This is a genomic window from Domibacillus indicus (assembly GCF_023715895.1).
Lineage (GTDB): Bacteria > Bacillota > Bacilli > Bacillales > Domibacillaceae > Domibacillus > Domibacillus indicus_A.
The window spans coordinates 1-274 of the sequence record NZ_JAMBOO010000120.1; the positions used below are offsets into that span (position 1 = coordinate 1).

Here is a 274-nt window from a genome sequence, read left to right on the forward strand (position 1 = left end):
CATGCAAGTCGAGCGGACTTGACAGAGCTTGCTCTGTTCAAGTTAGCGGCGGACGGGTGAGTAACACGTGGGTAACCTGCCTGTAAGACTGGGATAACTCCGGGAAACCGGGGCTAATACCGGATAATATCAAGAGCTGCATGGCTCTTGATTGAAAGGCGGCTTCGGCTGTCACTTACAGATGGACCCGCGGCGCATTAGCTAGTTGGTGAGGTAACGGCTCACCAAGGCAACGATGCGTAGCCGACCTGAGAGGGTGATCGGCCACACTGGG

The 274-nt window shown here is 55.8% G+C and carries 1 rRNA gene; it reads left to right on the forward strand.

Features of this window, described 5'->3' with window-relative positions:
• Positions 1-274: ribosomal RNA gene (locus M3221_RS25905) — 16S ribosomal RNA — on the forward strand; the annotation flags it as partial.